Raw genomic sequence first — 24888 nt, 5'->3', positions numbered from 1 at the left:
GGGTTCACCGCTGTTCACGAGGCCGGTTGCTGCCGACGTCCTCACCGTGACCGCACTGCAGCCACCGCCGCCGGGACCCGTGGTCCTCGGCGCCGCTGACCTGCGGCTGTCCGCGCCCGCGGAACGCCGCCTCGGCGACGTGCTCGTCGAACAGGGCGTCCTGACCCGTGAGCAGCTCGACCGGGCGCTGTCCCAGCACGACCGGGTCGGCGAGCCGCTCGGCGCGGTGCTGCTGGCCGCGGGCGTCGTCACCCGGCGCGAGCTCTACGCCGCGCTGGCCGAGGTCTGGAACGCCGACCTCGCCTTCGTCGAGCCCGACGAGCTCGACCCCGACCTCGCCCGGCTGTTCCCCGCCGGCATGCTGGCCCGCGAGCTGTGGGTCCCGGTGCAGGTGGAGCGGCAGGACGACGGCCAGCTGGCCGTCGTCGTCGCCACGGCCGGGCGCCCCTCGGCGCACATCGCGCAGGAGGTCCAGGCCCGCACCGGGGTCCACCGCGTGCGCCAGGTGGTGACCACCGACTGGGACGTCCAGCGCGCGCTGCGCACCGTCTGGCGTGACGAGCTCGTGCACGAGGCGGTCCGCTCGCTGGCCGAGCGCCGCCCGGAGGAGTCGGCGTCCACCGTCTTCGTCTGGCCGCAGGTGGTGCTCGGCGTCGCGCTCGTCGCGGCCAGCGTCACCGGGCTGGTGCTCGACTTCTCGACGGCCATGCTGGCCCTCGTCGCGTTCGTCAACGTGGCCGTGGCCCTCGCCGTGGGCGCGAAGGCGCTGATCAGCACGGTCGGCACGGCCTACGAGACCGTCGAGCAGGTCACCGACGACGAGGTCGCCGCGCTCACCGACGCCGAGCTGCCGCACTACTCGATCCTGGTGCCGGTCTACAAGGAGGCCGGCATCGTCGGCCTGCTCATGCGCAACCTCGCGGCGCTGGACTACCCCCGCGAGAAGCTCGAGATCCTGCTGCTGCTCGAGGAGGACGACCCGGAGACGCTGGAGGCCGCGCTGGCCGCCGCTCCCCCGGACATCGTCCGGGTCGTCGTCGTCCCGCACTCGCTGCCCAAGACCAAGCCGCGGGCCTGCAACGTCGGGCTGGCGTTCGCGCGAGGCGAGTTCGTCGTCATCTACGACGCCGAGGACCGCCCCGAGCCCGACCAGCTGAAGAAGGCGCTGATCGCCTTCCGCAAGGGCGGGGACGACCTGGTCTGCGTCCAGGCGGCGCTGAACTACTTCAACGCGCGGGAGAACCTGCTCACCCGCATGTTCACCCTCGAGTACTCGTCCTGGTTCGACTACACGCTGGCCGGCCTGGACAAGCTGCGGCTACCGATCCCGCTCGGCGGCACGAGCAACCACTTCCGCACCGACATGCTGCGCGAGCTCGGCGGGTGGGACCCGTTCAACGTCACCGAGGACGCCGACCTGGGCATCCGCGCCTCCGCGCGCGGCTTCCGGGTCGCCGTCGTCAACTCGACGACGTTCGAAGAGGCCAACATGGCGGTCGGCAACTGGCTGCGGCAGCGCAGCCGGTGGATCAAGGGCTACATGCAGACGGTGCTGGTGCACACCCGGCACCCGTTCCGGCTGGTCCGCACCGTCGGCCCGCGCCAGGCGGCCGGGTTCGCGCTGCTCATCGGCGGGACGCCGGCGATGTTCCTGGCCACGCCGCTGCTGTACGCGATGCTGGTCTGCGAGCTCGTGGCACCGGGCCTGCTCGTGCCCGCGGTGCCGCCCTGGCTGATGATCGTGAGCCTGCTCAACCTGCTGTTCGGCAACGGCGTGATCATCTACCTGTCGCTGCTGGCCGGGTTCAAGCGGCGCAGCTACGAGCTGGTGCCGTTCGCGCTGCTCTCGCCGCTGTACTGGCTGCTGCACTCGCTGGCCTCCTACAAGGCCGCCTGGCAGCTGCTGACCAAGCCGTTCTACTGGGAGAAGACGACGCACGGGCTCTCGGCCCACGTCGGCACGGCGGCCCCGGTGGCCCGGCGCTCGGCCGACACGGGTCCGGACGTCGGCCTGCACTCGCTACCCGCCGCCGTCGACCGGCTGGCCTGGCGGGACGTGGCCGCGGAGGTCGCCCGATGAGCACGCTCAGCGCGCCCCGGGTGCCCCTGGGCCGGGTCTTCCTCGTCTGCGGCGGCGTGCTCGCCGCCGAGGTCGCCCTGCTGCTCGTGCTCGGCCAGCGCTGGCAGGCCACGCTGCTGCCCGGGTACGCGATCATCCTGCTGGCGTTCGGCGCGGCCTTCTGCCTCGGTGCGGTCACGGTCGCGGGCTTCGTCGCCGGCGCGGCCGGGGCCGGGCTGCTGCTGCTCGGTGCGGTCGGCCTGCTGCCGCTGCTCGGCGGCGCCGCGGTGCTGGCGCTGATCTGCGGCGTCGCGCCCGGCTGGTCGCGGGTCGAGGCGTGGCAGGCCGCGCGCTTCCAGGCGCTGACCGCCTCGGAGGAGGCGGCGGCCGCCCGCAACGCACCGGCCGTCGTGGGACGGCACCGCCTCACCGGCCCGGCGGTGCGGATCCGGTGGCGCACCGACCGCGTGGTCGCGGCGTTCCTCGTGCTGGCGTTCCCGCCGTGCGTGGCCGCGTTCTCGCTCTGGTTCGTCGACTGGGTCAGCTCCCGCTGAGCTCAGTTGATGATCTCGCCCCGCTCGTCGGCACGGAGGGCCGTCAGGCGATCCCTCCACACCTGCAGAGCCTCGGGCGTCAGGCGCGTCCAGTCGGGAGCTTCACCGAGAACCCGCAACGGGGCAGCGCTGCGGTAGGACCGGGTGGGATTGCCGGGGAACTTCTTGTCGGTCACGTTCGGGTCGTCCTCGAATGGTCCGGTCGGTTCGACCACGTAGACGCGCGGGGCGCGGTTCCCGGGCGCCAGTTCCGCGGCGAGGCCGGCGCCATCACGCAGCGCGGTGAAGTAGATGTGGTTCATCACGACCTCGGGTCGGTAGTTCGATCGGAAACCCGGCGTCAGGAGGTCTCCGACCCGGAGATCGGCCTTCGTGCCGTGGAAGAACGGCCCTTCGTCCACCCCGCGACTCCCCTCGTCGACTCCGGTCAGCTCGCGGTGAGGGTCTCCGCGACGACGGGGACGAGCGCCTGGAACGCCTGGCCCCGGTGGCTGCGGGCGTCCTTGTCCTCCGGCGAGAGCTCGGCGGAGGTGAGCTCGAGGCCCTCGGGCACGAACACCGGGTCGTAGCCGAAGCCGTTCGTGCCGCGCTTCTCGTGGATGACGTGGCCGCGCCACTGGCGCTCGAGCACGTGCTCGGTGCCGTCCGGCGTCACCAGGGCGGCGGCGCAGACGAACGCCGCCCCGCGCCGCTCGTCGGGGACGTCGGCCAGCTGCCCGAGCAGCAGCGCGGTGTTCGCGTCGTCGTCCCCGTGCCGGCCGGACCAGCGGGCGGACAGGACGCCGGGCATGCCGTTGAGCGCGTCGACCGTGATGCCGGAGTCGTCGGCGACCGCGGGCAGGCCGGTGTACCGGACGGCTTCCCGCGCCTTGAGCAGGGCGTTGTCGGCGAACGTCGCGCCGGTCTCCGGGGCCTCGGGGTACTCGGCCACGTCGGCCAGGCCGACGACCTCGACGCCCGGGACGGCGTCGGCGAGCAGCCGCTGGAGCTCGGCGAGCTTGCCCTTGTTGCGGGTGGCGAGCAGCAGCTTCACCGGCGCCCCACCTCCGTCGACAAGGCTTCCTGCTGGATCTTGGTCAGCTCGGCGCAGCCGGCGACGGCCAGGTCGAGCAGAGCGTCGAGGGTGGCCCGGTCGAAGACGGCACCCTCGGCGGTCCCCTGCACCTCGACGAAGCCGCCGTCACCGGTGCAGACGACGTTCATGTCGGAGCCGGCCTTCACGTCCTCCTCGTAGGCGAGGTCGAGGCGGGGCTCGCCGTCGATGACCCCGACGCTGACCGCGGCCACCGAGTTCACGATCGCCGTCGGCTTGGCCAGCTTCTTGCGCTCGCCGAGCCAGCTCACCGCGTCGGCCAGCGCCACGTAGGCGCCGGTGATCGCGGCGGTGCGTGTGCCGCCGTCGGCCTGCAGGACGTCGCAGTCGATGGCGATGCTGTTCTCGCCGAGCGCGCCCAGGTCGATCGCCGCGCGCAGCGAGCGGCCGATGAGCCGGCTGATCTCGTGCGTGCGCCCGCCGATGCGGCCCTTCACCGACTCGCGGTCGCTGCGGGTGTGCGTGGCGCGCGGCAGCATCGCGTACTCGGCGGTGACCCAGCCGAGTCCGGAGCCCTTGCGCCAGCGCGGCACCCCCTCGGTGACGCTGGCGGCGCACAGCACGCGGGTGCGGCCGAACTCGACGAGGACCGAGCCCTCGGCGTGGTCGAGCCAGGAGCGGGTGATGGTCACCGGGCGGAGCTGGTCGGCCGCGCGGCCGTCGGGGCGAGTCACGGGAGGCCAGCCTAGTTCGGCCGGGCGGGCCACGATCAGCCGAGCTGATCGTGAGGGTTCCTGGCTCACCTCGCGAGGTGAGCCAGGACCCGTCGCGGTGAGCTGAGAACGGGTATGGGTTTCTCGCGAGCTGAGCGGCACGAACGCCATTAGCGTCCGCGCCATGCCGACGAGTGAGTCAGCCGTGCCATGGGGAGAGCGTTGGGAAGCTGCACGAGAATGGCCTCTCACGTTGGCGGCCGTTGCCTTCCTCGGCGCGTACGCCTGGCCAATTCTCAATCCCTCACTCGTCGCCCCATGGCCGACCGTTTGCCACCTCTTCGCCTGGCTGGCATGGGGTCTGTTCGCCGTCGATCTCGTCGTCCGGCTAGTAATGGCCGCGGACCGCCGGAGCTTCCTCCGCGACAATCTGCTGGACCTCGCTGTCGTTGCCCTTCCCCTTCTCCGACCGTTGCGTCTCCTGCGCTTGGTCACCCTGTTGGCCGTTCTGAACCGGCATGCGGGGCACTCGCTGCGGGGGCGCGTCGTGGTCTATGTCGTCGGCGCCACATCCCTGGTCATGGTCGTCGCGTCCTTGGCCATTCTCGACGCCGAGCGCGGACGACCGGGCAGCACCATCGAGAGCTTTGGTGACGCCGTCTGGTGGTCGTTCACGACAGTGACGACGGTCGGATACGGCGACCGCTTCCCGGTGACCGTGCAGGGCCGGGCTGTAGCGGTCGGCCTGATGCTGGCGGGGATCGCTCTGCTCGGCGTTGTGACGGCGACATTCGCCTCCTGGCTCGTCGAGCGCGTGCGAGAGGCCGGGGAGGATTCCGAAGCGGTGACGCGCCGCGACTTGACGATGCTGACTGCCGAAGTGGCCCGGCTACGCGCGGTCCTCGAGGCGCGGGCAGTGTCGGAATCGGCCGACCGGGCAGGATCGGAGGCATGAGGTCCGAGGTCCGCAGCGTCCGCACCGGCGGTCATCCCGTCGTCGTCGACCTGACCGACGAGTGCGCCGAGTTCGTCCGCGAGGAGGCCGACGGGCTGCTGCACGTCTTCGTCCCCCACGCCACGGCCGGGCTGGCGATCATCGAGACCGGCGCCGGCAGCGACGACGACCTGCTCGCCCAGCTCGACGTGCTGCTCCCCCGCGACGACCGGTGGCGGCACCGGCACGGCAGCCCGGGCCACGGCCGCGACCACGTCGTCCCCGCGTTCGTGCCGCCGTACGCGAGCGTGCCCGTGCTCGAGGGCCGGCTGATGCTGGGCACCTGGCAACGGATCTGCCTGGTCGACACCAACACCGACAACGCCACCCGGCACGTCCGGCTGTCGTTCCTCGCGGGGTGAGGCACCCGGTGTCGTCGCGTCAGCACCTCAGGGCAGGATGCGGGGCATGACCGAGACCGACGTCGCGCCTGTGCGTCTCTCCCCCGGTGACCCGGCGCCGGACTTCACGCTGCCCGACGCCGACGGCAACCCCGTCTCCCTCTCCTCGCACCGCGGCCGACGGGTGATCGTCTACTGCTATCCCGCGGCGCTGACGCCGGGGTGCACCACCCAGGCCGTCGACTTCACCGCCGCGGCCGGCGAGCTGGCCGAGGCCGGGCTGGACATCATCGGCATCTCGCCCGATGCGCCGGACAAGCTCATGCGCTTCCGGGAGAAGGAGAACCTCGGCATCACGCTGGTCTCCGACCCGGACAAGGAGGTCCTGCGCGCGTACGGCGCGTACGGGCCCAAGAAGATGTACGGCAAGGAGGTCGTCGGGGTCATCCGGTCGACCTTCATCGTCGACGCCGAGGGCCGCATCGAGCGGGCCGCGTACAACGTCAAGGCCACCGGGCACGTCGCCAAGCTCCGCCGGGAACTCGGCCTCGGCTGAGAGGCCGCGCCCGAGGCCGTATCGGACGACCCGCCGGGTGCGGCAGCATGTCGCGCCATGACCTCTCAGATCGGCGTGACCGGCCTCGCCGTCATGGGCGCCAACCTGGCCCGCAACCTCGCGCGGCACGGCCACCAGGTGGTCCTGCACAACCGCACCCAGGCGCGGACCGATGCGCTGATGGCCGCCCACGGCGGTGAGGGCGACTTCGTGCCGACGACGAGCACCGAGGAGTTCGTCCAGTCGCTGCAGCGGCCGCGCAGCATCCTGATCATGGTGCAGGCCGGCCCGGGGACCGACGCCGTCATCGACGAGCTCGTGCCGCTGCTCGACGAGGGTGACATCGTCATCGACGGCGGCAACGCCCGGTACCAGGACACCCAGCGGCGGACGGCGGCGCTGGCCGAGCGCGGGCTGCACTTCGTCGGCACCGGGGTCAGCGGCGGCGAGGAGGGCGCGCTCAACGGCCCGAGCATCATGCCCGGCGGCTCGGACGAGTCCTACGCGATCGTCGGGCCGATGCTTGAGAGCATCGCCGCGGTGGTCGACGGCACGCCGTGCTGCACCCACGTGGGCACCGACGGCGCCGGCCACTTCGTGAAGATGGTGCACAACGGCATCGAGTACGCCGACATGCAGCTCATCGCCGAGGCCTACGACCTGCTGCGGCACCGGCTGGGGCTGTCCCCCAAGGAGATCGGCGACGTCTTCGCGAGCTGGAACGAGGGCGATCTCGACTCCTACCTGATCGAGATCACCGCCGAGGTGCTCCGGCACGACGACGCCGCGACCGGCAAGCCGTTCGTCGACGTCGTCCTGGACCAGGCGGAGCAGAAGGGCACCGGGCGCTGGACCGTGCAGTCGGCGCTCGACCTCGGCGTCCCGGTCAGCGGCATCGCCGAGGCCGTCTTCGCCCGGGCCCTGTCCGGGCACGCCGAGCAGCGCGCCGCTGCGCAGAAGGTGCTGCCCGGACCGCAGGTCGAGCTCGACCCGGTCGAGGACCGCGACGCCTACATCGAGGCGGTCCGCCAGGCGCTGTACGCGTCGAAGGTGGTGGCCTACGCGCAGGGCTTCGACCAGATCGCCGCCGGCGCCGAGGAGAACGGCTGGACCGTCGACCGCGGCGCCCTGGCCACCATCTGGCGCGGCGGGTGCATCATCCGGGCCCGGTTCCTCGACCGGATCCGGCAGGCCTTCGCCGACGAGCCGGACCTCACCACGCTGCTCACCCACGACTACTTCCGCGACGCGGTGGCCGCGGCGCAGGACGGCTGGCGGCGGGTGGTCACCGACGCCGCCCGGTACGGCATCCCGGCGCCCGGGTTCGCCAGCGCGCTGGCCTACTACGACGGGCTGCGCGCCGAGCGCCTGCCGGCCGCGCTCATCCAGGGCCTGCGGGACTTCTTCGGCGCGCACACCTATCGGCGGGTCGACCGCGACGGCGTCTTCCACACCCTCTGGGGCGACGACCGCCGGGAGGAGACCCGCTGATCAGTGGTGGCCCTCGTCGGCCCGGACGGCGGCGCGCGCCTCGGCGTAGCGGACCACCTCGAAGGCGATGAGGGCCACCAGGACGGCGGCCAGCACCGCGAGCTGCGCCAGCGCGGGCAGTGAACCGACCACCAGCGGGGCGAGCAGCAGGACGACGACCACCACGGCTCGCGGCCGGTTGATCGAGCCGACGTTGCGCTCGCGGAAGGCGAGGTGGGCGAGCAGGTAGGCGGCCACCCCGCCGTAGAGCGCCCACAGCGGGGTGCCCTTCAGCGGGTCGGTGAGGGCGTGGTGGTCGGTCCCGGAGACGTACTGGGCGACCTTCTTCAGCCCCAGGGCGAGGTAGATGATCCCGGCGACCATCGGGAAGTGCAGGTAGGTGTAGCTGTCGCGGGCCAGCCGCACCCGCTCCTGGCCCTGCTTCCCGCGCAGCACCCGCTCGGCAACCGGCGCGACGACGTCGAAGTACAACCACCACATCGCCAGGCTGACGGTGAGCCCCAGCAGCGCGGCCGCGACGATCGGCACCGTGACCGGCAGGTGGGTCGCGCCGACCCCGACGGCGATCAGCGACTCCCCCAGCGCGATGATCACGATCAGCCCGTACCGCTCGGCGAAGTGCCCCGGCGCGGGCAGCCGCCAGCCGCCGCCGAGCAGGTAGATGCCGGTGTAGTCGACGACCAGGGCCAGCGCCCACAGCGCCGTCTGCGTCGCGCCGCCGAGCACGGCTCCGACCACCAGCAGGACGGCGGCCACCGCGACGGGGACGGCGGTGCGCAGCACGGTCCGGCGCAGCGAGGCGTCGCCGCCGGCGGCGATCACGTAGACCCCGAGATGGCCCAGCCGCACCAGCCCGAGGCAGACGGCGAGCAGGACCGGGGCGCTGATCCCACCGCCCTCGTCGCCCCACGCCTCCGGGATGCACAGCGCGACGACGAACAGCGCCGCCATCGCGCCGATCATCGCCCCGCGGACCACTCCCTCGTCGGCGCGCGCCTGGTTGCCGAGCCAGGCGTAGCTGCACCAGGCCCACCACATCAGCGCGAGCAGCACCAGCCCGCGCAGCGCGCCGCGCCAGCCCAGGTCGTCGGCCATGAAGGCGGTCACCTGGGTGATCGCGAAGACGAAGACCAGGTCGAAGAACAGCTCGAGGGTGGTGACGCCGGAGTGCTCGTCCGTCGGGCGGATCCAGGTGCGTCGCCGGCGGTCGGGACGGGGGCGGGTGCCCTCGCTGGTCACGGACGGCCCACTCCGCGCATCCGGTGACCGTTGCCGAGGTGGGCCGGGGTGCGCAGCCGCATCCGCGCGCTGCTCGACCGGTCGACGGGCACCGGTCTGCCGGCAGCGGCGAGCCCGGCCACCGGGACGTGGTCGTAGATCGCCTCGTACTCCCCGGCGCGCACCAGGAAGGTCTCGTGCCAGAAGCCGGTGCGGCCCCGGGTGTCGCGGCGGAAGTACTCCAGCCAGGTCGGCCGGTGCAGGTCGCCCGGATCGCGCGCGAACGCCTCGAGGTGCTCGAAGCTGCGCCAGTACTGCACGATCGTCGGGAAACCCATCCGGTAGCCCAGCAGCCCCTTCTCGGGATGGGCCGCGAGCTCGGTGAGCATGGCTTTCATCCCGCGCCGCCGGCCGCCGAGGTCGCCGAGGATCTGCGGCAGCAACCAGGGCTTGTTGAACCGCGGCCCGATGAGCAGGACGACGAAGTCGCCGTCGATCTCGGCGCTGAACCGGCTCCGTCGGATCTCGGCCATGGGACCGCCCCCTGCACAGGCTTGCTGTCTGTCGCCGCGGCCCATCGAACACCGCGCAGCGAGACCCCGTACACCCGTTTGCGCCGTCGGCGGACAGCGATCGTCAGGCAGCCGATCGCATCCGAAGCCGGGCCGTGCTGTTCCTCTTCAGCGGGACCGCGCGGCCGGCTGCGGCCAACCCGGCCTCGGGCATGTCCGCGTAGATCGCCTCGTACTCGCCGGCCCGCACGAGGTAGGTCTCGTGCCAGATCCCCGTGCGGCCCTTCGGGTCGCGCCGGTACCACTGCAGCCAGGCCTCGCGGTGCAGGAGCTCCTCGTCGCGCGCGAACGCCTCGAGGTGCTCGAAGCTGCGCCAGTACTGCACGATCGTGGAGAAGCCCATCCGGTAGCCCAGCAGTCCCTTCTCCGGGTGCTCGGTCAGGTAGGTCAGCATCGCCTGCATGCCCCGCCGCCTGCCGCCGAGGTCGAGGAAGCTGCGCACCGCGAGCCACGGCTTGTTCAGGCGCGCCCCGATCAGGAAGACCACGAAGTCTCCGTCGAGCTCGGCTGCGTAGCGACCGCGATGGATCGGCGCCATCGGATCTCCCCTTCTCCGGGCGGCGGCATCCCCGTGCGGGAACGCCGTGCCCCGAGTACGTCGCCGCCGCCGCGGGCGGATCACGACGGGGCCTCACGCTCGCCAGGTCCCCGGCCGGGGCTGGCAGTCCGGTCCGCACGGATAGCCGGCGTCCCAGGGAAAGGTCCCGTCGCGGTGCGGCCAGGCCAGCTGGAAGGCCGGCACCGAGTGCTCGTCCGGGCGCCGGTAGAACCGGTTGGCGCCGAACAGGATCTCGCCGGGATTGGGCAGGGTCTCGACGACGAGGCTGCCCGCCCATCCTGGCCAGGTCAGCCGCTCCCCCGGCACGAGGTCGCGGCCGTCGACGACCAGACCGGCCGCCCGGTTCAGGTCGTGGTGGGTCGAGTCCTGGCCGAGGCCCACCATGACCAGTTCGGGATGCCCGAGCCCGAACAGGCCGGTCGTGTAGCCGAAGGCCGGTTCGTCCGGCCCCTCCCCCCACACGTAGGTGACGGCGAAGCGGTGTTCCCGGATCATCCGGGCGACGTGCGCGTCCTCCTGGTCGAGCCAGGCGATGAGCTGCGGATCTGTCGTCATGCGCGGAAGGGTGCGCGCGGCCACCGACAACAGGACCGGCACCGGCCCGGAACTGTGGACAGGCCCGCCTCCTGTGGAGAAGTCAGCCTTCCTGAGCGGCCCGCTTGCGACGCTTGCCCTCGTGCATGGCAGCAACCCGCGCGACGGGAATGGTGTGGCCCTCGGTGACGAGGTCGGCCGGCAGGTCCTGCGGATCGGGCAGCGCGGCGGTCCACGGGTCGGCGTCGCCGATCCGCTCGGCCGCCGTCGTCACCGTGACCTCGCCGGGCCGGACGTCGGCGAGCGCGTCCCAGGCCACCGGGGTCGAGACGGGCAGGCCCGGGCGCAGCCGCGGGCTGTAGGCGGACACGATCGTCGACGATCCCGAGCGGGTCGAGTCGAGGAACACCCGGCCGTGCCGGTCCTCCTTGATGTACGCCGTCGTGGCGAGGTCGGGGTCCAGCGCGGCGGCGCGGGCCGCGAGCCCGCGGGTCGCCGCGGCGACGTCCTCCGGACCCGATCCGCGCACCGGCACCACGATGTGCACGCCCTTCGACCCGCTGGTCTTCACCGCACCGGCCAGGCCGCTGTCCTCCAGCGCCTGCCGGACCAGGCCGGCGGCCTGCACCACGACGGAGAAGTCGGCGTCCTCGGGCGGGTCGAGGTCGATGACCAACCCGGTCGGCTCGGTCTCGTGGCCGGCCCGGAAGAACGGCACGTGGAACTCGACCGCGCGCTGGTTGGCCAGCCACAGCAGCGTCCGTCGGTCGTCGCAGAGCACCTGGTGCACCTCGCGGTGGGCACCGAAGGACCAGACGGCCACGGTGCGCACCCAGTCCGGTGCACCCTTCGACACGTTGCGCTGCATGAACGGTTCCTGGCCGGGACGCACGCGCTTGACCGACAGCGGCCGGCCGGCCAGTTGCGGCAGGAGACGGTCGGCGAAGGCGTCGACGTAGTCGACCAGGTCTCCCTTGGTCACCCCGAGGCCGTCGCCGAGCGGCGCGTCGAGGCTGGACAGCGCGACGCCGTCCCGCTCGTCGTCCGCCATGCGGCCTCCTCAGATCTCGACGGTCAGGCCCGGCGCGACCAGCTCGGCGGCCGGGAAGGCCGCCCGAGCGTCCGCCAGCTGCGCCTCGGCGTCCACCCAGGCGGGCACGTGCGTGACCAGCAACCGGCCGACCCCGGCGGCCGCGGCGTGCTCACCGGCCTGCCGGCCGGTCAGGTGCAGCCCGTCGGGCAGGCCGGGCTCGTCGGGGTGCGCGGCCTCGGACAGCAGCACGTCGGCGCCCCGGGCCAGCTCCACCACCCGATCGCACGGGCCGGTGTCGCCGGTGTAGACCAGCGAGCGGCCGTCGACGGTGAGCCGGATCGCGTAGCACTCGACCGGGTGCGCGGTGCGCGCCAGCTGCACCCCGAACGGTCCGATCTCCAGCAGGCCCGGTCCGACCGGCACGAAGTCGAAGACGTCGGTGAGCGGCTCGCCGTCGTCCTCGTAGGCGAGGGCGAGCCGTCGCTCGGCCCCCACCGGTCCGTACAGCGGCACCTGCGGCCTGCGGGCCCGGCCCGAGTACCGGTGCCAGACGACGAACGGCGCGACGTCGAGGCAGTGGTCGGCGTGCAGGTGGGTGAGGAACAGCGCGTCGACGGTGGCCGGGTCGGCGAGCGCCTGCAGTGCGCCGAACGCGCCGTTGCCGAGATCGAGCAGCAGCCGGAAGCCGCCGTGCTCGACGAGGTAGCAGGACGCGGCCGAGGCGGGGCCCGGTGCGCTGCCGGCGCACCCGACCACGGTCAGCCTCACGCGGCGCCCACCGTCTGCGCGTGCAGCACCGAGCCCACCTCAGGCCCGAGGAACCGCCGGCCCAGCCGGGCGAACGGCTCCGGATCGCCGGTGGCGAGGAACTGGTGAACGGGCGGCGGCCCGTCGTCGGCGCGCAGCAGGTCGAGCCGGGTGAGCGCCCGGTAGACGTCCTTCGCCGTCTCGTCGGCGCTGGAGACCAGCGTGACGTCGTCGCCGAGGACCAGCGAGATCACGCCGGTGAGCAGCGGGTAGTGGGTGCAGCCGAGGACGACGGTGTCGACGTCCGCGGCGATCAGCGGGTCCAGGTAGGACTGCGCGAGGCCGAGCAGCTGCCGGCCGGAGGTGATGCCGCGCTCGACGAAGTCGACGAAGCTCGGGCACGCCGAGGTGGTGACCGTGATGTCGGGTGCGGCGGCGAAGGCGTCCTCGTACGAGCCGCTGGTCACCGTGGCCTGGGTGCCGATCACGCCGACCCGGCCGTTGCGGGTGGCCGCGGTCGCCCGGCGCACGGCCGGCACGATGACCTCGACGACGGGCACGTCGTAGCGCTCACGGGCGTCGCGCAGGCACGCCGAGCTGGCCGCGTTGCAGGCGATGACCAGCATCTTCACGCCGGCGGCGACGAGGTCGTCCATGACGGCGAGCGCGTGCCGGCGCACCTCGGCGATCGGCAGCGGGCCGTAGGGGCTGTGCGCGGTGTCGCCGATGTAGCGGATGGCCTCGTGCGGCAGCTGGTCGAGCACCGCCCGGGCGACGGTGAGCCCACCGACCCCGGAGTCGAAGATGCCGATGGGAGCGTCCGCTCCCGGCTGCGTCGTCATATCGCAGGTCAGGCTAACCGGCGTCACCGACGAAGACATGCGAAAGGCCCTCCCCCGCACCGGGAGAGGGCCCTCGGGATCAGGCGCTACATGCGCTTCTTGAGCATCGCTTGCCCATCTCGCCGCCCTTGCGGCTGTCCGCCTGCGCCTTGCGGAAGAAGTCGGCGAGCTCGGAGTCCCCGGCCCGCTCGGCGTCCTGGATGTAGAGGTCCAGCCGCAGCGCGTTGCTGAGGCAGGCCTCGGTGTACCAGATGAGGTTGTAGTCCTTGTCGGTGGTGCCGGTGACGTTGCCGGTCTCGCTGGTCATGCTGGTCATGACGCTGCTCCTGGTGTTGACGCGGATCACACCGCCGGCGCCGCGCGAGCAAGCCGGCGACGCCGGCACCACCAGTGCAACCCCTGCCCCGCCCTCGCGCCACCGCTGCGGCGTGTCGGGCTCAGGGGCGAGCGCTCAGGCCCAGAGCTGGCCCTCGAGCCGCGAGCTGGCCTCCTCGAGCGTGCCGGCGTAGGCGCCGGTGGACAGGTACTTCCACCCGCCGTCGGCGACGATGAAGCAGATGTCGGCCCGCCGCCCGGCGGCGACCTCCTTGTCGGCGATGCCGAGCGCCGCGTGCAGGATCGCGCCGGTCGAGATGCCGGCGAAGATGCCCTCGCGCTCCACCAGCTGGCGGGTGCGGTGCACGGCGTCCTCGGGTCCGACGGAGAACCGCGTGTCGAGCAGCGTCTCGTCGTAGAGCTCGGGGATGAACCCCTCGTCGATGTTGCGCAGGCCGTAGACCAGCTCGCCGTAGCGCGGCTCGGCGGCGATCACCTGGACGTCGGGCTTGTGCTCGCGGAAGTACCGGGAGCAGCCCATGAGCGTGCCGGTGGTGCCCAGGCCCGCGACGAAGTGCGTGATCGACGGCAGGTCGGCCAGGATCTCCGGAGCCGTGCCGTCGTAGTGCGCCTGCGCGTTGGCCGGGTTGCCGTACTGGTAGAGCATCACCCAGTCGTCGTGCTCGGCGGCCAGCCCCTTGGCCACCGCGACCGCCTGGTTGGAGCCGCCCGCGGCCGGTGAGGAGATGATCTGCGCGCCGTACATCTCCAGCAGCTGCCGCCGCTCGATCGAGGTGTTCTCCGGCATGACGCAGATCAGCCGGTAGCCACGCTGCCGGGCCACCATCGCCAGCGAGATCCCGGTGTTGCCGCTGGTCGGCTCCAGGATCGTGTCGCCGGCCTTGAGCTTCCCCTCCTTCTCGGCGTTCTCGATCATCGCGATCGCCGCGCGGTCCTTGATGGACCCGGTGGGGTTGTGGTCCTCGAGCTTGGCCCAGAGCCGGACGTCAGGGGTCGGCGACAGGTTGGGCAGCCCCACGAGGGGCGTGCCCCCGAGGGAGTCGACGAGCGAGGCGAAGCGGGCCATAAGGGATCTCTCGGTTGGGTGAGCCGACGGCGCTGGCCAGTGAGGACAGCCCCTCAGCAGCCGCCCGCGACCGCCGGGAGGATCGTCACCGAGTCGCCGTCCTTGACCTGGGTGTCGAGCGCGCCGGTGAAGCGGACGTCCTCGTCGTTGACGTAGACGTTGACGAACCGGTGCAGCTTGCCCTCGTCGGTGACCAGGCGGTTCTTCAGGCCGGGGTGCTTGCTGTCGAGGTCGTCGACGAGCGCGCCGAGGGTGCTGCCGCTGCCCTCCACGGTCTTCGCACCGCCGGTGTGCGTGCGCAGGATGGTCGGGATCCGGACCTCGATGGCCATTGCTGCGAGTTCTCCTCGGAAGGGTCGTGGGCGCCGCGCGCGGAAGGGCGGCGTTCTGGCAAGTCGATGAGGGGAACGCCCCGTCGTCCCGGAGGATTCCGGACGGCGAGGCGGATCACCCGTCAGTCGTAGACGACGGTGGTCGGCGAGTGGCCGAACAGGTAGGACTCGACGACCTCGACGTCCTCCTCGGTGACCTCGCCGTCGACGATGCGGAAGCTGCGGAACTCCACCTCGTCGCCGGCCAGCCCGGTCTCCGAGCCGTGCTGCCGGGTCGAGACGAGCACGTAGTGCGCGTTCGGCTCGGAGGCGTAGCTGATGTCGGTGCGCGACGGGTAGGCCTCGGTGGCCGTGTGCGAGTGGTAGATGACCACCGGCTCCTCGTCGCGGTCGTCCATCTCCCGGTAGAGCCTGAGCAGGTCGGCCGAGTCGAACTCGTAGAACGTGGGCGAGCGCGCTGCGTTGAGCATGGGGATGAACCGCTCCGGGCGGTCGCTGCCCTCGGGCCCGGCGACGACGCCGCAGGCCTCGTCCGGATGATCCTTCCGGGCGTGGGCCACGATGGCGTCGTAGGTCGCGCGGTCGATGCGCAGCACGACGTCGATTCTAGGCGGCCGCTCGCGGGCCCCTTCTCCTCGGCCCTGTGACCGACACCCGGGTAAACCCCGTGCGGCCGCCAGGTGTCCACCCGATACGGTGCGGTCTCGTGGTCGTCGAGTCGCTCCTGGTCGCCGGCGTGGTGCTGCTGGCGCTCCCCGCCTTCGTGATGGGGGTGCGCGGCGTCGGCCACCGCCGCGGGATGTCCGTCGACGACCGCGTCTCGTACGCGGTGCTCGTCGTCCTGCGCGTGCTCACGCTGATCCTGGTGTTCGCGCTGTCGGGCATCGTGCTGCTGTCGGCGATCGGCGCGTGGATCCGCGACCTCGACCTGCCGACGCTCGTCTACACGTTCTTCGTGCTCGACCTGCTGCTCGCGGCGCTGATCATGCTCACCTTCGGCCGGCCCGACCGGCGGCGAGCGCGTCGACCAGCGAGCCCTGCACCGAGGTGAGCCAGTAGTAGACGGCCAGCTGCTGGCTCTCCTCGCCGGTCACCTCGTCCGGCGGCTCGGTGTCCTCGGTGATCTCCAGCCGGGTGCCCAGCGCCAGCCGCAGGTCGTTGGTGCAGCGCAGCCACGCCCCGGCTTGCTCCGGGTCGAGCCGGACGTCGCCCCCGTCCGGCGGCAGCGTCGCCCGGACCGTCGCCAGGTCGTCGGCCTTGCCGCTGCGCAGCGCCGACTCGGTCAGCTCCCGGTAGTCGGCGGCCAGCCTCGGGTCGCCGCGATGGCCGTCCGGGAACAGCCGGGCCAGCACGGGATCGCCGGCGACGTCGTCCTCGGCGGCCTCGAGCAGCTGCTCCAGCTGTTCGAGCAGCAGCCCGATGATGCCGGCCTCGGCGAGGTCGAGCCGGGCCACGACGTCGGAACCCTTGCGGCGGAACGGTCTCATGAGTCGCGCTGGTAGCTGGCCCACAGCCCGTAGGCGTGCAGCCGGCTGGTGTCGTGCTCCATCCGCTCGCGAGGGCCGGAGCTGACGATCGCCTTGCCCTCGTGGTGCACCTGCAGCATCAGCGTCGTCGCGGTCGGCTCGTCGTAGCCGAACAGCTCCTGCAGCACGAAGGTCACGTAGGTCATCAGGTTCACGGGGTCGTTCCAGACGACGGTCACCCACGGCCGGTCGAGGTCGTACTCCTCGTCGACGGTGGTGTCCGGGGTCGCGAGCGGTCCGGCCACGGCTCCACCTTAGGACGCCGCCTACGCTCCGGAGCATGTCGACGCCCGTGGCCCCGCCGACGCACCCCGCACTGCTCACCGACCGGTACGAGCTCACGATGGTCGCCGCCGCGCTGGCCGACGACACCGCCGACCGGCCCTGCGTGTTCGAGGTGTTCGCCCGCCGGCTGCCGCACGGGCGGCGCTACGGCGTCCTCGCCGGCACCGGCCGGCTGCTCGAGGCGCTCCCCCGCTTCCGGTTCGGCGACGAGGAGCTCGAGGCGCTCCGCGAGCAGGGCCTGACCGACCAGCGGCTGGTCGACTGGTTGGCCGACTTCCGGTTCAGCGGCGACATCGAGGGCTACGCCGAGGGCGAGCTGTTCTTCCCCGGCTCCCCCGTGCTCACCGTGCAGGCGCCGTTCGCCGAGGGGGTGCTGCTCGAGACGCTCGTCCTGTCGATCCTCAACCACGACAGCGCGATCGCCTCGGCCGCGGCGCGGATGATCGCCGCCGCCTGCGACCGGCCGTGCATCGAGATGGGCTCGCGCCGCACCCACGAGGAGGCCGCCGTCGCCGCGGCCCGCGCCGCCTACCTGGTCGGCTTCGCGTCGACGTCCAACCTGGAGGCCGGCCGGCGCTACGGGGTGCCGACCACCGGCACCAGCGCGCACGCGTTCACGCTGCTCCACGACGACGAGGAGGCCGCCTTCCGCGCGCAGGTGGCCACGCTCGGCACGGGGACGACGCTGCTGGTGGACACCTACGACGTCGACGAGGGCATCCGGACGGCGGTGAAGGTGGCCGGCCCCGAGCTGGGCGGGATCCGGCTGGACTCCGGGGACCTGCCCACGCTGGCCACCCACGCCCGGCAGCTGCTCGACGAGCTCGGCGCGACGAAGACCCGCATCGTCGTCACCAGCGACCTCGACGAGTACGCCATCGCCGGCCTCATGGCCGCGCCGGTCGACCGCTACGGGGTCGGCACCTCGCTGGTGACCGGCTCCGGCGCCCCGACGGTGGGGCTGGTCTACAAGCTGGTCGAGCGCGACGGCAACCCGGTGGCCAAGCGGTCGGAGGGCAAGGCCTCGGTGGGCGGGCGCAAGAACGCCGTGCGCCGGCACGACCGCTCCGGGACGGCGACCGCGGAGGTGATCAGCGCCGGGCCGATCGAGGCCGAGGACGGCGACCGCGACCTCGTCGTCCCCCTGGTGGAGGGCGGCCGGGTGCTGAGCGGGGCGACGCCGGAGCAGGCGCTGGCCGAAGCGCGCGCCCACCACGAGCGGGTGCGGGCCGCGCTGCCGGCCGAGGCGTGGGCGCTGTCCCGCGGCGAGTGCGCGCTGGAGATCATGCAGTCATGACCCGCGCGCTGATCGTCGTCGACGTCCAGAACGACTTCTGCGAGGGCGGCAGCCTCGCCGTCGCCGGTGGCACCGCGGTCGCCGCCGCGATCACCGAGCACGTCCGCTCGGCCGGGTACGACCACGTGGTCGCCACCCGCGACCACCACGTCGACCCGGGTGGGCACTTCGCCGAGCACCCCGACTTCCTCGAGACCTGGCCGGCGCACTGCGTGGTCGGCACCGGCGGCGTCGAGCTGCACGCGAACCTGGACCGGGCGCCGCTCGCGGCGGTGTTCGACAAGGGCGAGTACGCCGCGGCCTACTCCGGCTTCGAGGGGACGGCGGACGGCGTCGGGCTGGCCGACTGGCTGCGCGGGCACGGCGTGGACGCGGTCGACGTCGTCGGCATCGCGACCGACCACTGCGTGCGGGCCACCGCGCTGGACGCCGTCGGCAACGGCTTCGCGACCCGGGTGCTGCTGCCACTGACCGCGGGCGTGGCCGAGGCGTCGACCGAGGCCGCGCTCGACCAGCTGCGGACGGCCGGTGTCGAGCTGGAGGGCTCGGTCCACCGCCCCTGACGGCAGAAGTCGCGATTTCTGCGCGCGGTCACTCCGCGTCCCTCACCTCGTCGCGGGTGAAGCCGAGCACCTGGAGGACGGCGTCCAGGTAGGGCTGGTTGAGCGCCGCGTGCGCCTGCTCGCGGACGACCGGCTTGGCGTTGAACGCGATGCCGAGCCCGGCAGTGTTGAGCATGTCGAGGTCGTTGGCGCCGTCGCCGACCGCGACCGTCTGCTCCAGCGGGATCTCGTACTCCGCGGCGAACCGGGCCAGCGCGCGGGCCTTGCCGGCCCGGTCGACGATCTCCCCCACGAGCCTGCCGGTGAGCTTGCCGTCGGCCACCTCGAGGGTGTTCGCCGCGGCGAAGTCGAGCCCGAGGCGCTCGGCCAGCGGGTCGGTGATCTGGGTGAAGCCACCGCTGACGATGCCGCAGCGGAAGCCCAGCCGCTTGAGCGTGCGGATCAGCGTGCGCGCGCCCGGCGTCAGCTCCAGGGCCTCGCGCACCTCGTCGAGCACCTCGACGGGCAGGCCCTCGAGCGCACCGACCCGCTTACGCAGCGACTCGGCGAAGTCCAGCTCGCCGTTCATCGCCGCGGCGGTGATCCGGGCGACCTCCGCCGCCCGGCCCGCGCGGGCGGCCAGCTCGTCGATCACCTCGCCGCGGACCAGCGTGGAGTCGACGTCGAGCACGATCAGCCGCTTGCTCCGCCGGGCCAGGCCGGCCTGCTCGACGGCGATGTCCGCGCCCGTCGCGGCGGCCACGTGCCCCAGCTCGGTGCGCAGCGCCGTGGCCTCGGCGCCGGAGACGGTCAGCTCGAAGCTGGTCACCGGATAGTCCGACAGCCGCCGGATGGCGTCGATGTTGCCGCCGATGGCGGCGATCGCCTGCGCGGCGCCGGCGACCGCGCCGGGCGGCACCGGACGGCCCAGGACGATCACGTGGTGCGGACGGCCGGGGCGCTCCGGTTCCGGGCCGGACGCCGGCTCCACCCGCACCTGCACGCCGGTCGCGCCCGACACCTCGCCCGCGAGCCGGACCAGGCGGGCGAGCAGGGCGTCCTCGGTCTCCGGACCGGCCTCGTCGACCGCGACCGCCCCGACGATGACGCCGAGCACCAGCTGGCCGTGGACGACGACCTGCTCGACGTCCACGACCTCCAGCGACGGCGCCCCGTCGGCCGAGCCGGCCAGCGCGCCGAACAGGCGGGCGGTGACACCGGGGCGGTCGATGCCGGTGACCGTCAGCAGCGCGCGGGGGCCCTCACCGACCGGGACGGCCGCGGGCTGCGGGGCGGGGTGGAGCGACACGTCGTCATGGTGCCGTACGCGCCCGCACGGACCGGGCACCGGCATGGCGACGTGCTGGAACGGCCACCCTTCAGGGGCCCGCGCCGAGCCTGCGAGGCGTGGGGAGAAGGGTGGTCCTTACTTACGTCGGGTCGGGGTCGTTCGGACCCTGGCGCCGTCCGTCGGTGAGACCGATCTCGCTGACCCCGGCGTAGGGCTCGTGCCGCTTGCCCAGGTGCGCCTCGGCGTGCAGCCGCTCGATGAGGTGCGGGTAGTGCGCCTCGAAGGCCGGCCGCTCGGAGCGGATCCGCGGGATCTCCAGGAAGTTGTGCCGCGGCGGCGGGGACGACGTCGCCCACTCCAGCGAGTTGCCGTGGCCCCAGGGGTCGTCGCGCAGCGCCAGCTCCCCGTACCGCCAGGACTTGAACACGTTGTAGAGGAACGGGATCGTCGAGGCGCCGAGCACGAAGCTGAAGATCGTCGAGATCGTGTTCAGGGTGGTGAACCCGTCGCTCGGCAGGTAGTCCACGTACCGGCGCGGCATGCCCTCGTTGCCCAGCCAGTGCTGGATGAGGAACGTGCCGTGGAAGCCGATGAACGTCAGCCAGAAGTGGATCTTGCCGAGCCGCTCGTCCATCATCCGGCCGCACATCTTCGGGAACCAGAAGTAGATGCCCGCGTAGGCGGCGAACACCACGGTCCCGAAGACCACGTAGTGGAAGTGGGCGACGACGAAGTAGGTGTCGGAGATGTGCCAGTCCAGCGGCGGGCTGGCCAGCAGCACCCCGGTGAGACCGCCGAAGAGGAAGGTCACGAGGAAGCCGAGCGAGAACAGCATCGGCGACTCGAAGCTGATCTGCCCCTTCCACATGGTGCCGATCCAGTTGACGAACTTGATGCCGGTGGGGACCGCGATCAGGTAGGTCAGGAAGCTGAAGAACGGCAGCAGCACCGCGCCGGTGGCGAACATGTGGTGCGCCCACACCGCGAGGGAGAGGAACGCGATCGAGGTCGTCGCGAAGACCATGCCCTTGTAGCCGAACAGCGGCTTGCGGCTGAACACCGGGATGACCTCGGTGATGATGCCGAAGAAGGGCAACGCGATGATGTAGACCTCGGGGTGGCCGAAGTACCAGAACAGGTGCTGCCACAGCATCGGCCCGCCGTTGGCGCGGCTGTAGATCAGCGCACCGAGGTTGCGGTCGGCCAGCAGCGCCATCAGCGCGGCGGTCAGGATCGGGAAGGCCAGCAGGATCAGGATGCTGGTCACCAGGGTGTTCCAGGTGAAGATCGGCATCCGGAACATCGTCATGCCCGGCGCGCGCAGGCAGACGATCGTCGCGACGAAGTTGACGCCACCGAGGATCGTGCCGAGGCCACTCACGGCGAGGCCGGCGATCCAGAGGTTGGCGCCGGCCCCGGGGCTGTTCACGACGTCCGAGAGTGGTGTGTAGGCCGTCCACCCGAAGTCGGCCGCACCTCCCGGGGTCAGGAAGCCGGCGACGGCGAGGGTGCTGCCGAACAGGAACAGCCAGTACGAGAAGGCGTTCAGCCGCGGGAACGCGACGTCGGGAGCGCCGATCTGCAGCGGCATGACCAGGTTCGCGAAGGCGAAGAACAGCGGCGTCGCGAAGAACAGCAGCATGATCGTGCCGTGCATCGTGAACAGCTGGTTGTACTGCTCCTGGGAGAGGAACTGCAGCCCAGGGCGAGCCAGCTCACCTCGCATCAGCATGGCCATCAGCCCGCCCACCATGAACCAGGCGAAGGCGGTGGTCAGGTACATCAGCCCGATGGTCTTGTGGTCCGTGGTCCGCAGCAGGTTCGAGAGCCGCGACCCCTTCTGGGCCACGTGAACCGGGCTGGGCCGGCTCACGATGGGCGCCGGTGCGATCGTCACGAACCGGAGCTTAACCGGGACCAAGGACACCGCTGGGCGGGGACCTGCAGGCACGCCGTGATCGCGATCTCCTCGTTACGGGCGCCGGAGTTTCGATCTTGATCCGGACGGGAATCCCCGGTTCGGCCCGGGAGATCCCCGGGCTTCGGCCACAGTGGCCGTTCCCACGCGGAGGTTCCCCGTGACCATCGGTGGCATCATCCTCGCGATCATCATCGGCCTCATCGCCGGTTTCATCGCGCGCGCGGTCATCCCCGGCAAGCAGCACATGAGCATCCTCATGACGCTGGTGCTGGGTCTCATCGGCTCGATCGTCGGCAACCTGCTCGCCGGCCTGATCAAGGGCGAGGGCCTGCGCTTCGACATCGGCGGGTGGTGGGCGTCGATCCTCGGCGCGATCATCGTGCTGGGCGTCTACGTGTTCGCCGTCCAGGGCCGCAGTCGCAAGGGCGTCCTGCACCGCTGACGCGCTCTGCACGGAGGGGCCCGGCCGTACGGGGACGGTCGGGCCCCTCCGTGCGTCCGGGCCCGTGCGCCAGACTGCGCCGATGGGCCTCCGGGTGAGCCGCCGCCAGGTGCTGGCCTGGCGGCTGTCGGCGCACTCGCTCGGCCAACGGCTGCCCGCGGCCCGGCGGCTCGAGGCGGTGCGGCCCGCGGGTCTGCGCACCGGCGGGCCGGACTCCGCCGTCGTCGGCTGGCACGCCCGGGCCGACGGCGTCGGCCCCGGCGACGTCCGCGACGCCCTGCTGGAGCGCCGGTGGGTGGAGGCCCCCACCGCGCGAGGCTCCCGCGTGCTGGACCCGCGCGACCACGCGACGCTGACCGCCGGCGCGCTCCCGCCCGACGACGGCGCCCTGGTCGACCGGCTGCGGCGCCGCGGGGTGGCCGCCGGCGCGGATCCGGGCGCGCTGCTCTCCGCCGGCGCCGCCGCAGCCACGGCCGCCCTCGACGCCGGTCCGCGGACGCAGGGCGAGCTCTCGCAGGCGGTGACGGCCGCGCTGCCGCCGTCCGTCTCGGCGTTCTGCACGGCGTGCGACGCCGTGCACGTCGACACCGGACTGTTCGGGATGGTCGGGCTCGCCGTCGGCTGGGTCCGCGCCATCGGGAAGGACGACGACGCGTTCGTCCGCCCCGAGCGCTGGCTGGACGCCGTCCCCGACCGCGACCCGGCCGCCGGCGCGGCCGCGTTGCTCGCCTGGTTCCTGCGGGCGCACTCCCCCACCACCCCGGCCGAGCTGGCCGCCTGGATCGGGCTGGGCCCGGCCGAGGCTCACGCGCGCTGGACATGCGCACCCGAGCTGGTCGAGGTCGACTACGACGGCCGGCGGACCTGGGTCCCCACCGACTCCGTCGACGACCTGCGCGCGGCCGAGCCGGCCCCCGGCGTGCGCCTCCTGCCGCCGTACGACGCCGCTCTCGAGGGGCCGGACCGGGCGACGCTCGTGCCCGACCCGGTGCTGCAGAAGGAGGTGTGGCGGATGGTCGCCAACCCCGGCGTCGCGCTGGTCGACGGGGCGGTCTCGGGCGCCTGGCGGGCGCGCAAGCACGGTCGCCGGCTGGACGTGACCCTGCTGCCCCTGGACGGCTGGCGGCCGGCGCACGCGCGGCGGATCACCGAGGGCCTCGCGGAAGTCGCGGCCCTGCGCGGCGCCGAGCTCGGCGCCGTGGCGGTCAGCTGACCGGAGTCCACGTCGTGACGTCGACCGCGACGCTCACGCGCACCGGCGCCGCCAGCGTCGCGATCCGCTCGGCGAGCTCGTCGGCCGCGAGGTGCCGGGCGTGCGGGCCCATCCCGACCAGCGTCCGCAGCGCGGCGTGGTCCAGTGCCAGGTGCTCGCGGTGCTCCGCGGCGGCGATCCGGCGCAGGTGCGGTTCGAGGGACGACGCCGTCCGGGCGCCCTTGTCCGGGTCGACGCGGAGCAAACCGAGCGGGCCGACCAGCTCAGCGAGGTGGTCGGCGGCAGGGGTGACGACGACGAGCCGGCCGTCCGACCGGAGCACGCGGGCGGTCTCCGGGCCGTTGCGCGGCGCGAACACGACGAGCGCCCGGTCGACGACGCCGTCCCGGACGGGCAGCCGGGCCCACGTGTCGGCGACCACGGCCAGCGCGCGGGGATGCGCCCTGGCGGCCCGGCGGGCGGCGTAGGGCGAGGAGTCGAGCACCACGCCTGCCGCCTCGGGCAGGTGGTCGAGGACAGCGGCGAGGTGGTGCCCGGTGCCACCGCCGAGGTCGAGCAGCGTCTCCGGCGGGCCGTCGGCGAGCACCGCCGTCGTCAGGGCCGCGGTGATGCCGGCGTAGGTGCCGGCGTCGAGGAAGGCGACCCGGTCGGCGACCTGCGCCGCCGTGTCGCCGGAGGGCGGCCGGTGGCCCGGGGGCAGCAGCGTGACGTGCCCCTGCCGGGCGCGGTCGAAGGCGTGCCCCGCGGCGCAGCGCAGCCCGTCGGGGGTGGTGCTCAGGTCCGCCCCGCAGACCGGGCAGGCGAGGAGCGCAACCGCCCGTTCGGGCAGCGGAAACCGTCCGGTCACGTCAGCGCGGCACGGTGTGGAACGTGACGTCCCGCAGGACGCCGTCCTCGGCGACGGCGGTGACGAACGTGCCGTGCGGCTGCCGCCGCCGGTCGGTCGGCGAGCCGGGGTTGATCAGCCGCAGCCCGGTGGGCGCGGTCGTGTCCCACGGGATGTGGCTGTGCCCGAAGACCAGGACGTCGGCGTCCGGGAACCGGGCCGCGCAGCGCTCCTCGCGGCCCTTTTTGTCACCGGTCTCGTGTACGACCGCGATGCGGATCCCCTCGATCTCGGCCCGGGCCACCTCGGGCAGCCGCTCGCGGAGCGTGCCGTGGTCGTTGTTGCCGTGCACGGCGAGCAGCGTTCGGCTGCGCTTCTCGACCTGGTCGAGCAGCGCGACGTCGACCCAGTCGCCGGCGTGCACGACGACGTCCGCGGCCTCGATCGCCGTCCACAGAGAGTGAGGCAGGTCACGTGACCGCTTCGGAACGTGCGTGTCGGAGGTCAACACGAGCGAAACAGGCACGACGCGATGCTCCCAGGCCGATACGGTCCCGCTCGGACT

General features: G+C 72.7%; 31 protein-coding genes. 11 read left to right on the top strand and 20 right to left on the bottom strand.

The genetic code is table 11. The annotated features are described in order from the left end of the window. The first annotated feature begins 46 nt into the window (after positions 1–46). Positions 47–2080, top strand: coding sequence for a glycosyltransferase (locus GGQ55_RS15650; protein WP_218859296.1), 2034 nt, complete (start codon positions 47–49; stop codon positions 2078–2080). Then, on the top strand, positions 2077–2613 hold the full coding sequence (locus GGQ55_RS15645) for a hypothetical protein (RefSeq protein ID WP_179718231.1): 537 nt from the start codon (positions 2077–2079) through the stop codon (positions 2611–2613). Before GGQ55_RS15650 ends, GGQ55_RS15645 begins: the two co-directional genes overlap by 4 nt. A 2-nt stretch (positions 2614–2615) precedes the next feature. Here the strand turns inward: GGQ55_RS15645 and arr are convergent, their stop codons facing one another. From arr to rph, 3 genes are read right to left on the bottom strand one after another with little or no spacing between them, the layout of a single operon-like run. Next, positions 2616–3014: an NAD(+)--rifampin ADP-ribosyltransferase gene (gene arr / locus GGQ55_RS15640; RefSeq protein WP_179718229.1), complete on the bottom strand. Its 399-nt coding sequence runs from the start codon at positions 3012–3014 to the stop codon at positions 2616–2618. A gap of 26 nt (positions 3015–3040) precedes the next feature. Beyond that, positions 3041–3646 carry an RdgB/HAM1 family non-canonical purine NTP pyrophosphatase gene (rdgB, locus tag GGQ55_RS15635; RefSeq protein ID WP_179718227.1) on the bottom strand — a complete coding sequence of 202 codons (606 nt, stop codon included), beginning with the start codon at positions 3644–3646 and terminating at the stop codon, positions 3041–3043. After that, positions 3643–4380, bottom strand: coding sequence for a ribonuclease PH (rph, locus tag GGQ55_RS15630; protein WP_179718225.1), 738 nt, complete (start codon positions 4378–4380; stop codon positions 3643–3645). The genes rdgB and rph overlap by 4 nt, the downstream gene beginning before the upstream one ends. A gap of 232 nt (positions 4381–4612) precedes the next feature. On the opposite strand from rph, the gene GGQ55_RS15625 reads away from it, so the two are divergent. The 4 genes from GGQ55_RS15625 to gnd are packed head-to-tail and all read left to right on the top strand — an operon-like array spanning position 4613 to position 7741. Then, positions 4613–5314, top strand: coding sequence for a potassium channel family protein (locus GGQ55_RS15625; protein WP_246323823.1), 702 nt, complete (start codon positions 4613–4615; stop codon positions 5312–5314). Further along, the gene (locus GGQ55_RS15620; protein ID WP_179718221.1) at positions 5311–5715 is read left to right on the top strand and encodes a YjbQ family protein; all 405 of its coding nucleotides are present in this window, start codon (positions 5311–5313) and stop codon (positions 5713–5715) included. The genes GGQ55_RS15625 and GGQ55_RS15620 overlap by 4 nt, the downstream gene beginning before the upstream one ends. Before the next feature lie 46 nt (positions 5716–5761). Beyond that, positions 5762–6250 carry a thioredoxin-dependent thiol peroxidase gene (gene bcp, locus GGQ55_RS15615; RefSeq protein WP_179718219.1) on the top strand — a complete coding sequence of 163 codons (489 nt, stop codon included), beginning with the start codon at positions 5762–5764 and terminating at the stop codon, positions 6248–6250. Positions 6251–6307: 57 nt separating this feature from the next. Further along, entirely contained in the window at positions 6308–7741 is a 1434-nt protein-coding gene (gnd, locus tag GGQ55_RS15610; RefSeq protein WP_179718217.1) for an NADP-dependent phosphogluconate dehydrogenase, read from the top strand. Here gnd and GGQ55_RS15605 read toward each other — a convergent pair whose 3' ends face one another. The 11 genes from GGQ55_RS15605 to GGQ55_RS15555 all read right to left on the bottom strand — a co-directional run bounded on the left by GGQ55_RS15605 (position 7742) and on the right by GGQ55_RS15555 (position 15576). Further along, positions 7742–8980: a low temperature requirement protein A gene (locus GGQ55_RS15605; protein ID WP_218859295.1), complete on the bottom strand. Its 1239-nt coding sequence runs from the start codon at positions 8978–8980 to the stop codon at positions 7742–7744. Further along, positions 8977–9492 (bottom strand): monooxygenase family protein, encoded by a 516-nt coding sequence (locus GGQ55_RS15600; RefSeq protein ID WP_179718215.1) that lies wholly within the window; start codon positions 9490–9492, stop codon positions 8977–8979. Before GGQ55_RS15600 ends, GGQ55_RS15605 begins: the two co-directional genes overlap by 4 nt. A gap of 103 nt (positions 9493–9595) precedes the next feature. Beyond that, positions 9596–10069 (bottom strand): DUF4188 domain-containing protein, encoded by a 474-nt coding sequence (locus tag GGQ55_RS15595; protein WP_179718214.1) that lies wholly within the window; start codon positions 10067–10069, stop codon positions 9596–9598. 93 nt (positions 10070–10162) lie between these two features. Further along, positions 10163–10645 (bottom strand): DUF4262 domain-containing protein, encoded by a 483-nt coding sequence (locus tag GGQ55_RS15590; RefSeq protein WP_179718212.1) that lies wholly within the window; start codon positions 10643–10645, stop codon positions 10163–10165. A gap of 82 nt (positions 10646–10727) precedes the next feature. Then, complete coding sequence (locus tag GGQ55_RS15585) at positions 10728–11675, bottom strand: DNA polymerase domain-containing protein (RefSeq protein WP_179718210.1); 948 nt, start codon at positions 11673–11675, stop codon at positions 10728–10730. 9 nt (positions 11676–11684) lie between these two features. Next, positions 11685–12425, bottom strand: a complete 741-nt coding sequence (locus GGQ55_RS15580) for an MBL fold metallo-hydrolase (RefSeq protein ID WP_179718208.1) — start codon at positions 12423–12425, stop codon at positions 11685–11687. Beyond that, positions 12422–13246 carry a glutamate racemase gene (gene murI / locus GGQ55_RS15575; protein ID WP_179718206.1) on the bottom strand — a complete coding sequence of 275 codons (825 nt, stop codon included), beginning with the start codon at positions 13244–13246 and terminating at the stop codon, positions 12422–12424. Before murI ends, GGQ55_RS15580 begins: the two co-directional genes overlap by 4 nt. A gap of 79 nt (positions 13247–13325) precedes the next feature. After that, positions 13326–13562, bottom strand: a complete 237-nt coding sequence (locus GGQ55_RS15570) for a hypothetical protein (protein ID WP_179718204.1) — start codon at positions 13560–13562, stop codon at positions 13326–13328. 135 nt (positions 13563–13697) lie between these two features. Beyond that, positions 13698–14648, bottom strand: coding sequence for a PLP-dependent cysteine synthase family protein (locus GGQ55_RS15565; RefSeq protein WP_179718202.1), 951 nt, complete (start codon positions 14646–14648; stop codon positions 13698–13700). Positions 14649–14701: 53 nt separating this feature from the next. Then, positions 14702–14980, bottom strand: coding sequence for a ubiquitin-like small modifier protein 1 (locus tag GGQ55_RS15560; protein ID WP_179718200.1), 279 nt, complete (start codon positions 14978–14980; stop codon positions 14702–14704). Positions 14981–15102: 122 nt separating this feature from the next. Continuing rightward, positions 15103–15576, bottom strand: coding sequence for a M67 family metallopeptidase (locus GGQ55_RS15555; protein ID WP_179718198.1), 474 nt, complete (start codon positions 15574–15576; stop codon positions 15103–15105). A gap of 110 nt (positions 15577–15686) precedes the next feature. Between GGQ55_RS15555 and GGQ55_RS15550 the strand changes: the two genes are divergently transcribed. Then, positions 15687–16031 carry a hypothetical protein gene (locus GGQ55_RS15550; RefSeq protein WP_179718196.1) on the top strand — a complete coding sequence of 115 codons (345 nt, stop codon included), beginning with the start codon at positions 15687–15689 and terminating at the stop codon, positions 16029–16031. Here GGQ55_RS15550 and GGQ55_RS15545 read toward each other — a convergent pair. Next, positions 15970–16467, bottom strand: a complete 498-nt coding sequence (locus GGQ55_RS15545; protein ID WP_179718194.1) for a DUF2017 family protein — start codon at positions 16465–16467, stop codon at positions 15970–15972. The two genes, GGQ55_RS15550 and GGQ55_RS15545, sit on opposite strands and share 62 nt — an antisense overlap. Next, positions 16464–16751, bottom strand: coding sequence for an ATP-dependent Clp protease adapter ClpS (gene clpS, locus GGQ55_RS15540; protein ID WP_179718192.1), 288 nt, complete (start codon positions 16749–16751; stop codon positions 16464–16466). Before clpS ends, GGQ55_RS15545 begins: the two co-directional genes overlap by 4 nt. 35 nt (positions 16752–16786) lie before the next feature. Between clpS and GGQ55_RS15535 the strand changes: the two genes are divergently transcribed. Both GGQ55_RS15535 and GGQ55_RS15530 read left to right on the top strand, forming a co-directional pair. Beyond that, positions 16787–18088, top strand: a complete 1302-nt coding sequence (locus GGQ55_RS15535) for a nicotinate phosphoribosyltransferase (RefSeq protein WP_179718190.1) — start codon at positions 16787–16789, stop codon at positions 18086–18088. Next, positions 18085–18651 carry an isochorismatase family protein gene (locus GGQ55_RS15530; protein WP_179718188.1) on the top strand — a complete coding sequence of 189 codons (567 nt, stop codon included), beginning with the start codon at positions 18085–18087 and terminating at the stop codon, positions 18649–18651. Before GGQ55_RS15535 ends, GGQ55_RS15530 begins: the two co-directional genes overlap by 4 nt. Before the next feature lie 28 nt (positions 18652–18679). Here GGQ55_RS15530 and serB read toward each other — a convergent pair whose 3' ends face one another. Both serB and ctaD read right to left on the bottom strand, forming a co-directional pair. After that, positions 18680–19939: a phosphoserine phosphatase SerB gene (serB, locus tag GGQ55_RS15525; protein ID WP_366489433.1), complete on the bottom strand. Its 1260-nt coding sequence runs from the start codon at positions 19937–19939 to the stop codon at positions 18680–18682. 121 nt (positions 19940–20060) lie between these two features. Then, positions 20061–21818: an aa3-type cytochrome oxidase subunit I gene (ctaD, locus tag GGQ55_RS15520; RefSeq protein WP_179718185.1), complete on the bottom strand. Its 1758-nt coding sequence runs from the start codon at positions 21816–21818 to the stop codon at positions 20061–20063. Positions 21819–21999: 181 nt separating this feature from the next. Between ctaD and GGQ55_RS15515 the strand changes: the two genes are divergently transcribed. Continuing rightward, positions 22000–22284 carry a GlsB/YeaQ/YmgE family stress response membrane protein gene (locus GGQ55_RS15515; RefSeq protein WP_366489431.1) on the top strand — a complete coding sequence of 95 codons (285 nt, stop codon included), beginning with the start codon at positions 22000–22002 and terminating at the stop codon, positions 22282–22284. Positions 22285–22366: 82 nt separating this feature from the next. Continuing rightward, positions 22367–23497: a DNA glycosylase AlkZ-like family protein gene (locus GGQ55_RS15510; RefSeq protein ID WP_179718183.1), complete on the top strand. Its 1131-nt coding sequence runs from the start codon at positions 22367–22369 to the stop codon at positions 23495–23497. On the opposite strand, the gene GGQ55_RS15505 is transcribed toward GGQ55_RS15510, so the two are convergent. Then, the gene (locus GGQ55_RS15505) at positions 23490–24326 is read right to left on the bottom strand and encodes a putative RNA methyltransferase (protein WP_179722766.1); all 837 of its coding nucleotides are present in this window, start codon (positions 24324–24326) and stop codon (positions 23490–23492) included. The genes GGQ55_RS15510 and GGQ55_RS15505 overlap by 8 nt on opposite strands. A 19-nt stretch (positions 24327–24345) precedes the next feature. Further along, positions 24346–24834, bottom strand: coding sequence for a metallophosphoesterase family protein (locus tag GGQ55_RS15500; RefSeq protein ID WP_366490350.1), 489 nt, complete (start codon positions 24832–24834; stop codon positions 24346–24348). Positions 24835–24888 lie beyond the last annotated feature (54 nt).

The organism is Petropleomorpha daqingensis (assembly GCF_013408985.1).
In the GTDB taxonomy this organism is placed as follows: domain Bacteria; phylum Actinomycetota; class Actinomycetes; order Mycobacteriales; family Geodermatophilaceae; genus Petropleomorpha; species Petropleomorpha daqingensis.
This window is presented reverse-complemented; position numbering and strand designations above follow the sequence as displayed.

Bases quoted from the DNA above. Each gene is read 5' to 3' on its own strand.
- GGQ55_RS15560 (WP_179718200.1), bottom strand. From the start codon at position 14,980: ATGGCCATCGAGGTCCGGATCCCGACCATCCTGCGCACGCACACCGGC.
- GGQ55_RS15645 (WP_179718231.1), top strand. From the start codon at position 2,077: ATGAGCACGCTCAGCGCGCCCCGGGTGCCCCTGGGCCGGGTCTTCCTC.
- bcp (WP_179718219.1), top strand. From the start codon at position 5,762: ATGACCGAGACCGACGTCGCGCCTGTGCGTCTCTCCCCCGGTGACCCG.
- GGQ55_RS15570 (WP_179718204.1), bottom strand. From the start codon at position 13,562: ATGACCAGCATGACCAGCGAGACCGGCAACGTCACCGGCACCACCGAC.
- GGQ55_RS15600 (WP_179718215.1), bottom strand. From the start codon at position 9,492: ATGGCCGAGATCCGACGGAGCCGGTTCAGCGCCGAGATCGACGGCGAC.
- GGQ55_RS15510 (WP_179718183.1), top strand. From the start codon at position 22,367: ATGGGCCTCCGGGTGAGCCGCCGCCAGGTGCTGGCCTGGCGGCTGTCG.
- GGQ55_RS15585 (WP_179718210.1), bottom strand. From the start codon at position 11,675: ATGGCGGACGACGAGCGGGACGGCGTCGCGCTGTCCAGCCTCGACGCG.
- GGQ55_RS15545 (WP_179718194.1), bottom strand. From the start codon at position 16,467: ATGAGACCGTTCCGCCGCAAGGGTTCCGACGTCGTGGCCCGGCTCGAC.
- GGQ55_RS15590 (WP_179718212.1), bottom strand. From the start codon at position 10,645: ATGACGACAGATCCGCAGCTCATCGCCTGGCTCGACCAGGAGGACGCG.
- GGQ55_RS15565 (WP_179718202.1), bottom strand. From the start codon at position 14,648: ATGGCCCGCTTCGCCTCGCTCGTCGACTCCCTCGGGGGCACGCCCCTC.
- GGQ55_RS15535 (WP_179718190.1), top strand. From the start codon at position 16,787: ATGTCGACGCCCGTGGCCCCGCCGACGCACCCCGCACTGCTCACCGAC.
- GGQ55_RS15595 (WP_179718214.1), bottom strand. From the start codon at position 10,069: ATGGCGCCGATCCATCGCGGTCGCTACGCAGCCGAGCTCGACGGAGAC.
- murI (WP_179718206.1), bottom strand. From the start codon at position 13,246: ATGACGACGCAGCCGGGAGCGGACGCTCCCATCGGCATCTTCGACTCC.
- gnd (WP_179718217.1), top strand. From the start codon at position 6,308: ATGACCTCTCAGATCGGCGTGACCGGCCTCGCCGTCATGGGCGCCAAC.
- GGQ55_RS15530 (WP_179718188.1), top strand. From the start codon at position 18,085: ATGACCCGCGCGCTGATCGTCGTCGACGTCCAGAACGACTTCTGCGAG.
- GGQ55_RS15620 (WP_179718221.1), top strand. From the start codon at position 5,311: ATGAGGTCCGAGGTCCGCAGCGTCCGCACCGGCGGTCATCCCGTCGTC.